This window comes from Nonomuraea sp. NPDC050451, from assembly GCF_044458585.1.
The window spans coordinates 39,411-49,498 of record NZ_JBITHZ010000060.1; the positions used below are offsets into that span (position 1 = coordinate 39,411).

Here is a 10,088-nt window from a genome sequence, read left to right on the forward strand (position 1 = left end):
CTTTACCTCAGGAGGTCAGGTGGGTTTCTTACCCAGGGCTAGCTCTCGCATGCCCGTACGCGGGCGTGCGAGATTCCGTGCTGCCGTCACCACAGTCACCGTGGGAGCGCTCCTCATCGGTACGGCTCACGTCGCAGAGGCCGCTCCGGGGCCAACATCAACGCCCCGGACGACGGACACGAGTAAACCGCAGCCGGTCACGGAGCGCCCTGATCGAGTGTCGGCCGCGTTAGCGGCACGGCAGCAGGGCAGCCGGGTGCTGGTGTCGGGCGAGACGACGGAGACGACGCTCACCTACGCCAACTCTGATGGCACGACCACGCTGGAGGCCTCCAGCGGCCCTGTTAGGGTCAAGCAGGGTGAGAACTGGGCCCCGATCGACAGCTCCCTGGTGGCCGCCGACGGGGTGCTGAAGCCAAAGGCGACGCTGGCCAACGTGACCTTCTCTGCGGGTGGTGGTGACAAGCCGCTGGCTGTGCTGGAACGTTCAGACAAGCAGTCCTACGCCCTCACCTGGCCCACCGCATTGCCCGCTCCGAAGGTCGAGGGCAACAAGGCCACTTACGTCGACGCCGCAGGCCCTGGGGCCGACCTTGTCCTCACTGCCCTGCCTTCCGGGTTCCGCCACGACGTGGTGCTGCGTCAACGCCCCACCGGTCCAGTGGAGTACAAGATCCCTGTTGATGCGGAGGGTCTGACGCTCGCCAAGACTGATCACGGCAGCTTGAAGCTGATCGACAGCAAGGGCAAGAGTGTCGCCACGGCACCTGAGCCGGTCATGTACGACGCCTCGACCGGACAGCCCGCCGTCAAGCGCGGAACGATCGACACCGAAATCAAGGCTGATGGGGACCAGCAGGTGCTTGTCCTCAGGCCCGACGCGGAGTTCCTTGCCGACCCGGACACCGCCTATCCGGTGACGGTGGATCCGACCACCACGCTGCCGGTACTGGCCGACATGACGGTGTTCTCCAACGGCGGGTTCAACCAGAGCCTCAACGTCGGCACCAGTGACAGCGGCAGCACCCGGACTTTCAGCCGTGGGTTACTGAAGTTCGATACCGGCGCACTGACGGGTCAAGTGGTCACCGACGCGCGGCTTGAGCTGCAAAGCAGCGGGGGCTGGGGATGCGTGACGGGACAGACCGTCAAGGCCCAGCGCATCACCAGCGCGTGGAGCGAGCGCAGTCCGAGCTGGTCGATCACGGCGACCTCCGACGGCGAACAGCCCGCGCGTGAGCCCGGTACTTGCACATCGCCCGGGAGCGTCCCATCGGGAACATGGACCTGGAACCTCACCGATATCGCCCGTGCCTGGGCCGGCGGCGCCTCCTCGAACGGCGTCATGCTGCGGTTGGCCACCGAAAGCCCGACCCCCTTCGTGGACCAGTACGACCGCAGCTTCGACACCTCTGAAGACGCCGGAACCGGTGGCATTCCGCCCAAGCTGGTCATCACCTTCGGCTCGACACCGTTCACCGGCCAGTTGAGAACAGCACCTGTGACCACCGGACTCGACGGCCTGGTGTACACCAACACCACATCCCCCACCCTCGTCGCCGACGTGCAAGACCCCGATGGCGGGCTGATCCGGGCCGAGTACGAGGTCGAGCACGACCCCGATGCCAACCAGGGCACCGGGCTGGTGTGGTCGGGCAACGTGGACGGCGTGGCCTCGGGCACCGAAGCGAAGATCACCATTCCTGCCGGGAAACTGACCGACGGGCAGAAACTGCGCTGGAGAGCCCGCGCATTCGACGGCACCAGCTACTCCGCCTGGTCCGCCTGGCAGAAAGTGGCGATCGACGCAACCGCCCCGCCAGCCCCCACGATCAGCTGCGATGTGAGCCCCGATACGTGGTACCCGCGGGTCGGCGACGACCAGCAGGCAAAGTCCTGCACCATCAGCGGCCTCAAAGGCAACAACGCCTACCTGTGGAGCCTGGACGACCCAGCGGCCTTCAACATCGTTCAGCTCTCGAGAGTCGACTCCGAGAACAACGACAACCAGTCGCTGGCGATCCCCACGGTGAACGACGGATGGCACACACTGTATGTGAAGATCCGCGACAACGCGCACAACACCTCAGCCGTCACGTCCTACAGCTTCGGCATCGGCCACGGCGGATTCGTCAGCCCCAAGCCGTCCGCAGTCGTCCAACGCCAGGTGACCCTGTCGACCGCGGCGGCCAACAGCCGGACCACGGTGCGGTACGAGTACCTGGACCTGGGCATGTTCAAGCCCATCCCCGCCACTGACGTCACTCCCGCAGGCTCATCGACTCCAATCGGGAACTGGCCGCAAACGCGGACCGACACCACCAAGAACTTCGCCGGCCTGACCTGGGACGTCCTCAAGACCGTCCAAGGCACCGGCAGGAGATCCATCGAGGGCGGCTGGGAGATCCGCGCCTGTTTCGGCGGCGCGGGACAGACCGAAGCCTGCACCAAGCCCGCTGTCATCACCGTGCAGCAATCGGCGTTCAACCCCTCCCAAGCCACGGCGGAGCTCGGCCCGGGCAAGCTAGCCCTCCAGACCGGGGACTACGCGGTGGAGTACACCGACGCGAGCCTCTTCGGCATCGCCGTCTCACGCACGCACACCACGCTGATCACGGACTCCACCGACCCGCTGCACGAGCCCGGGCCGGTGAATGAATGGAACATATTCGGCCCCGACTGGCGTGCAGGTTTTCCCTCCGTCCCTTCGACCATCGCCGCCTTCGAACCGCTCGACGACGGATCGCAAAACACCCTGACCTTCACCACGGCCGATGGGTCGACGCTGACCTATCTCCGCAACGGTGAGGTCTTCGCCGGAGTCGGCGATGCCGCTGACGGCTCGCGCGCCACGGTGAACCTCGCAGAAGAACAGCTGACCGTGACCGAGGCGAATGGCGCGAAGACCACCTACACGCGGCTCAACGGCCGTTGGGTCGTCGCCCGGACCCAAGGCGCCGCAGAAGAGTCCACAGTGCTGTACTTCCGCGACATCCAGGGCCGCATCACCCGGATTCTCGCTCCGACGGCAAAGGACATCACCTGTGACACGCTTCAGCCCGGATGCCGCGCGCTTGAGCTGTCCTACGCGCCAGCGACGACGGCGACCGGCGTGGCTTCAGGATGGGGCGACTTCAAGGACCAGGTGAAATCGGTGTCGTTCACCGCGTTCGACCCAGAGTCGAATGTGATGAAGACGACCGTGCTCGCCTCTTATGCCTATGACTCGACCGGGCACCTGCGGCAGGTGACAGATCCGCGCACCAACCTGACCACGGTCTACTACTACACCGGCGAGGGCAGGATCTCGCAGATCACCCCGCCCGGGCTTGCGCCCTGGCGGATGGACTACGACAACCGCGGCCGTCTCGCTCATGTCCAACGCGAGGGCGGCGACGTGGACCCGACCCAGGCCGTCGCCTACGACGTGCCGATCAGCGGCACCGGCGCCCCGATTGATGTGAGCGCAGCGCAGACCGTCAGGTGGGGTCAGGCGACTGACCTGCCCGTGGCCGGCGCGGGCCTTTTCCCCGCCTCACACGTCCCCGCCCGTGGGGCGAACGGAGCCTATACGCCTGCGGCAAGTGATTGGGAGTACACCGGCCTGGTCTACACCGACGTCAACGGCCGCCCAGTCAACACCGCGAGCTACGGCGCCGGGGCGTGGCAAATTTCCGCCAGCCGGTATGACGACAAGGGCAATGCGGTATGGGAGCTCTCCCCAGAGAATCGTGCCCAGGCGCTCACGCCTACCGGAGGCACCGACCCGTACGTGGCCGGACGCGGCGATTCGGCAGAGCGGGCCAACCTGCTGGCCACGGTCAGCACCTACAACGCCGACAGCGACCCACTGACAGTGACGGAGCCGGCCCGGCAGGTGCAACTGGCTGACGGCAGCCTGGCCTCCGCGCGCAAGCACACATCCACAACCTACGACGAGGGCAAGCCCTCCGCCTCGACCGTGTACCACCTGGCCACCACGACCAAGACCGAGCCCATCGTGCTGGACGGCAGCGCCACCCCCGCGGCGGCGGACGTGCGTACGATCCAGACCGGCTACGACCCGATCACGTCCGGGGACACGTCGGGCTGGAATCTGCGCCAGCCGACCAGCACCACCACGGTCATGCCCGGCCAGACCAACATCGTCAAGAAGACTCGCTACGATGCGGCGGGGCGGGAAATCGAGCGTCGGCAGCCAGCTTCAACCAGCAACGATGCTGGATCGACCGCGACCGCCTACTACACCGCGGGAGCGCATCCGACGGTGACCGCGTGCGGCGACAAGCCGCAATGGGCGGGCTCGGCCTGCCGGCGCGCCCCCGTGTCGCAGCCGACCGGCAAGCCGCTACCGGTCGCCACGATCGCCTACGGCTACTACGGCGATGCCACCAGTACCGTGGAAACGGTCGGTACGACGGTACGCACGACCACCACGACCTACGACACTGCCGGACGCCCGTTCAAGACCAAGGTGGAGGTGACCCCCGCCAGCGAGGGCGGCACTCCGGTACCTGAGAGCACCATCTCCTACGACCCCGCCACCGGTCTTCGCACCGGCGTCACAGCCGCGACCCTCACGCTCACCAATGGTTATGACGCCTTCGGACGCCTGGCTTCCACCACCGATGCCGACGGCAACACCACCACCATCGGCTACACCCTCGACGGGCAACTGGCTTCCACCATCGATGCCAAGGGCAGCATCACCTACGCCTACGACGGCACCGATGCCGCCGGCCGCGCCGAACGCCGAGGACTGCCCACCGCCATCACCGCCGAGCGGGTGGGAACCTTCACCGCCGCCTACACCGGCGACAGCAAACTCGCCGTACAGGGCTACCCAAACGGGCTGACCGCGACCCACAACTACGACAGCACGGGATTCCACAACAGTGTCGTCTACGCCAAGGGCTCCACACCCTGGCTCGCCTACCACGACACCAGCGACATCAGCGGCAAGGTGGTCCATTCCGGCGACAACCTGGGCAGCACCCAGCGTTATACCTACGATGGCGCCGGACGCCTCACGAAGAGCATGGACGCCACCGACAGTTCCTGCACCACGCGCCAGTACACGCTGGACCTCAACAGCAACCGCAAAAGCCTTGATGCCTTTCCCGGCGATGCCGACGGTAACTGTTCCACCAGCACCACGCCGGTCACCAAGGCCAGCAGCTTCGACACGGCCGACCGCATCACCGACACCGGATACGTCTACGACACCTTCGGCCGCACCACCACCGTGCCCACCGCGGACGTCACCGGCGGAGCCGATCTGACCATCGGCTACCACGCCAACGACATGGTCGCCGCCCTAACCCAGAGCGGTACGACCAAGACCTACGGCCTCGACCCCCGCGGCCGGATCCGCACCATCAACACCACCACGCAAACGGGCAGTTTCGGCACGATCGTCAACCACTACACCGGCGGCACCGACAGCCCCTCCTGGATCACCGAGGCCGACGGCAACTGGACCCGCAACATCACCGCCTTCGCCGGCTTGGCGGCCGTCGAACGCAGCAACGGCGGCACCCAACTCTCGCTTACCAACCTGCACGGGGACGTCGTCGCCACCTGCGACAACAACCAGAACGCCGGCGTCTCCGCCTATTTCGGTTACACCGAATACGGGCCGCGAAAGACCGGCAGCAGCGACCCGGGACGATATGGCTGGCTCGGCGCACATCAACGCTCCAGCGGCGACAGCCTCGCCGGCCTTATGCTCATGGGAGCACGCCTTTACAACCCGACAACGGGACGCTTCCTCCAGACCGACCCCGTCCTGGGAGGCAGCGACAATCCCTACGAATACGCCAGCCAAGACCCGATCAACAACCTCGATCTCGACGGCCATAAGAAGACAAAGAAGTGGGGTAAAGTAAAGGGGAAGAAGGGAAATCAAAACGGAATTATATGCGGTATCATCGAAGATTGGTACGGAAAGAAGAATTACTGTAATATCTATCTGAGCAGAGAGAATGCAGAGAAGCTGATCGCCCTCCTGGACGGCCTGTCCGCCGCCGCAGGCCTTTGTGCTAGTACCTCGACGGTAGTGGCGCTGGCTGCGGGACCAGGCGCGCCCGTACCGGCGGCAATCGCTGCAGCGTGCGCCCAGGGTGGAGCACTCGCAACACTAGGCAAATGGGCTCTCCAGACGGCATTGGATAGCACCGATGACAAAGGCATAAAAATAGTCTTTGGTGACGTGAACGGCGTACCATTCGGCTACATCACTCATCAGTAGAGATCCTTACGTGAAACTAAACCGGAAGCTAAGGTATACGATATTAGCGATCAATATAGTCGGACTGGCTATGATCGTCGCTTCTATCGTCATGTGGGTATCCACCGGGACCAACTCCAGCGTCATGGTCCAACTACCGCTGACTGGCGGGGTGATTATTGTGTCGCTAACCTCGGCGGTAACGCTGGTTGCGGTCGTCCGGAATGACCGGAATTCACGTCGTCGCTGATCTTGGCGAATCATACATGGTCGAGCCGAGCCATCTCGGCTCGACCACCAGGCCGAAGGCGTTTCCGTGGACGCGTTCGAGACCTTCTTCGGCGGCCCGAGGGCATCGCCGTGGCGCGATCGTAATGTCGGTCAGGGAGCCAGCAGGGCCGCAACGAACAGAGGAGGCAGGTCACGCCACATCAGCCTCCTCACCCAGATCAAGGTGGACGTCCATGTCCTCCAGCGGCGTGTTCAGGTCGTAGACGTAGTCGCCGAAGCGGCGCACGTTGTCTTCCTGGTAGGGGGACATGATGGCCACGTCGGCGCGATGCACCGCCCGCCCCTCGCGGCGCAGCTGGTTGAGCACCAACGACATGTCCAGGGTGGTCTGGTACATGATCAGGTCAGCGACCAGGGTGTTGAACTTGATCGCTTTCTCCTGCTCCTCTGGGTCGTTCTCGGCGATTACGCCGTTGTTGCCGAACCCGATCCACTTGGCGAAGTTGTTGTAGGACTCGACCATGTTGGTGGCCCGGGTGATGTTCTCCCGCAGCGAGGCGTCCGAGATGTAACGCAACAAGACCATCGTGCGGACCACTCGCCCCAGTTCCCGGAAGGCGCGGTAGATCTTGTTGCGCTTGGAGTCGTGCCGCAGCCGCCGCAGCAGCGTGATCGACGACAACTCGCCCTCGCGGATCGAGATCGCCACCTTCATCAGATCCTGCCAGTGCTCCTCGATCAGCTGCCAGTTGATCGCCTCGCCGAACAGCGCGTCGATGTGCGCGTATCGGGCTCCGGCCTCGGGGCGGTGGAAGGTAAGGTCCCGGAAGTTGCGGATTCGCGGCAGCAGCTCGAACCCGAACAAATGCGCTAAACCGAAGACGGGGAACGACTGTCCTTGGGTATCGGCATGGATCTCCTTGGGGGCCGCCTCGCTCTCCTGTTCCAGCAGCCCCTCGATGATGTAGACCGCCTCCCACACCCCACACGGCACAAATCTTGAAAAGAGCGCGATGTAGTTGTCGGCGATGTGGTGGTACGCGACGGCGCCGTAGCCTCCGTACCGGATGTGGAACTCGGCGATCAGATTGTCCACGTAGATGTCGTACTTGGTGCCATCGGCGGCCACAGCGTTGCCCTCGCCCCACAGCCGGGGCAGATCCAGGCGCAGGTAGGCGTTGACGACATCGGCGATCGCCTTGTTCAGGCTGGCCAGCGTCACGTGCTTGCGCACGGAGTAGGACAGCTCGTGCGCGCTGATGTGCCCGCCCAGGTGCCGGGCGGCCTGGGCGGCGCCCAGGTTGCAGCCGTAGGCGAAGGCGACCAGCAGGTAGCGCTCCAGCGGGTCGGCCAGCTTGGTGTCCGAGCCCGACAGCGGCCCGAAGTGGCGGAACCAGCGCAGGTGCCGGGTGGTCCGGGTCAAGATCTCCAATAGCGAGCGTTCCGGTAGCCGGTCTTTGACCGCCGTGGCCAGCTCCAGCGCGCCGGCGCTGTGCCCGGCGGACTTGCGCGCCTTGAGCGTGGGCCGGCCCTGCTCGTCGATGGCCAGGTCGGTGTTGTCGGCGTAGCCGGCATCGACGGCCGCGGCCACCTGTTTCATCCGGGTCTTCAACTGTGCGACGAAGCCCGCCGCGGTGTCGGGCAAGCCGGTCTCGGCGCAGTAGGTGGCCAGGTGCGGCTGGCACGCCTCCCAGCTGAGCAGCTGCGATTGCCAGTTGGCGTAGGCCTCGGAGCCGACCGCCGCCACATCTCCGCGCACCAACTCGTCGGCCAGACAGGAGAAGACGCAGATTTCGAAGTGCCGGCGCACCAGCTTGCCGGGGCGGCGCTTGTCGGTGACCACCTTCTGCCAGGTCTCCGGCGCGAAGGAGACGTCCACCTTCTTGCGTACCTTCACCGTGGAGATCTCGCCGGTCGTCTCATCGACGACCTCCTGCTCGGCCAGGTACTCATCGCTGATCAGCTCGGAAGTGCGGGTGGCGTGGGCGCGCACGAACTCCAGCGCGTCCAGCAGTTTGCGGTCGGTGGTGGCCGGCTCCAGCACCAGCACGCCAGCCAGGCGCAGCAGCAGGGCGCGGTGTGAGCGGTAGAAGCGGTCCAGGAGCGGCAGGTAGTTGTCGCCGTGGTAGGCGGCCAGCGCCTCGTGCTCGGCCATCAGGCCGGCCAGGCCGCCGTTGGCCTCGATCGTCTCCAGCATCGCCCGGCCGGTCTCGTGCCGCCGCCGCACTGCTGTCCACGGATTGGGCGCGCTCCGGGCCGTCACGTCGACGTCCTTGGCCGCGCTCAGCAGATCGCCGAGCACCGCGAGCATGCGCTCGTTGCGCTGGCGCTGCTCGGCGCGGATGGTCTCGAGCAGTTCGCGGGCCTTGGCGTGCATGGTGTTCATCCGCTTGCACAGCATGGTCACCAGGTCATCGCGGGCCCGCACCCGGGCCTGGTGCAGCAGGCACGCCTCCAGTACGATCCGCTTGACCTCGCCGTAGTCGCGCATCTCGGCGGCGTCCAGCGCCCGCGCCTCGGCCGCAAAGTGCGCGATCTTGGAAGCCGGGACGCCCTTCAGCCAGGCGTCGCTGGCCCCGGCACTACCGTCCAGCCAGGTTAGATGGTCCAACTGCTGGCGCAGCTTGGTCACCGTGGCCCGGGGCGCGCTCTTCTTGGCCCGATCATGGCCGCTGCGGCCGGTGGCCGGATCCACCTGCAGCATCCGTAGCATCCGCGCGTGATCGTCAAAGCCCATCCGGCCATACGCCAAGGTGAAGATGGCGCCGTTGACCTCGGCCCGGACCTGCGAGGCCAGGTCGTCCAGGGTGGAGAAGGCCGGGAACTCACAGCTGTTCTTGGCCAGCTCCTCCAACGCCACGTTGATCAGGTCGGCGGGGTGGTCCTTGGTCCTGGCCGCCAACCGGATCGCCTGCTCGGCCAGCTTTCGCGCGCCCACCTGATCCCCGTCCAGCCCCAGCCGGTCGCGCACCAGGGCCTTGTGGTTGCGGCCCGTACGCTCGGCCACGCCCGCCATGCCGAGGTGCTCGGGCAAGCCCAGCTCATCCCGGACGTGCGTGATCATCTGCGCCGGGATCTCCGCCAGCCGCGGGAAACGGCCCAGCCTCTGACAGCACTTCAGCCACACCATCAGCGACAGCCGATTCTCATCGGTGTCGGTCATCTCCCGCGCCCAGTCCATCTCCTCCAGGCTCGGCGTGTACGCCTCGCGCAGCTCCCGCTCGGAGATGGTCCGCTTGAACCTCGGATACGCAGTCTTGTCGATCGACGCCATCAGGCACACAGCTTTCGCAGCAGCCCCGATCGCCACAGAACAGGCGACACTGTAGCCGAGCGAACACAAACCGCGAGAGTGAACAAACGAAAACAGGGACCGGCCCAGCGGAACGTGCGCCAGAGAAGCCAACTTCCGAGATCACGCAAGCCCCCACGAAGAACTCGTCTCAGCAGCGAGCCTCCTTGCCGAACCAGGTCCCGGAGAGCCTCCCCTTACCCCAATGAAGATCGACTCATGGCCGGTTTTACCCGTATCTCGGAACCGCCGCATATCGCATCAGATGCGAACTGACGACACCTCGTGCCCCAGCGACTTGAACTCGATAGAGGACCTGCTGCGTGCACGCTTTCG

General features: G+C 65.4%; 2 protein-coding genes. One reads left to right on the forward strand and one right to left on the reverse strand.

Annotated features, from left to right (window positions below; translation table 11 throughout):
- Positions 1–217: 217 nt before the first annotated feature.
- Complete coding sequence (locus tag ACIBI9_RS64095) at positions 218–6,250, forward strand: RHS repeat-associated core domain-containing protein (protein ID WP_397238323.1); 6,033 nt, start codon at positions 218–220, stop codon at positions 6,248–6,250.
- Positions 6,251–6,650: 400 nt separating this feature from the next.
- Here ACIBI9_RS64095 and ACIBI9_RS64100 read toward each other — a convergent pair whose 3' ends face one another.
- Complete coding sequence (locus tag ACIBI9_RS64100) at positions 6,651–9,734, reverse strand: Tn3 family transposase (RefSeq protein ID WP_397238325.1); 3,084 nt, start codon at positions 9,732–9,734, stop codon at positions 6,651–6,653.
- Between the last annotated feature and the right edge of the window lie 354 nt (positions 9,735–10,088).

Excerpts from the sequence above, each read along its gene's own strand:
- ACIBI9_RS64100 (WP_397238325.1), bottom strand. The coding sequence starts at position 9,734 with ATGGCGTCGATCGACAAGACTGCGTATCCGAGGTTCAAGCGGACCATC.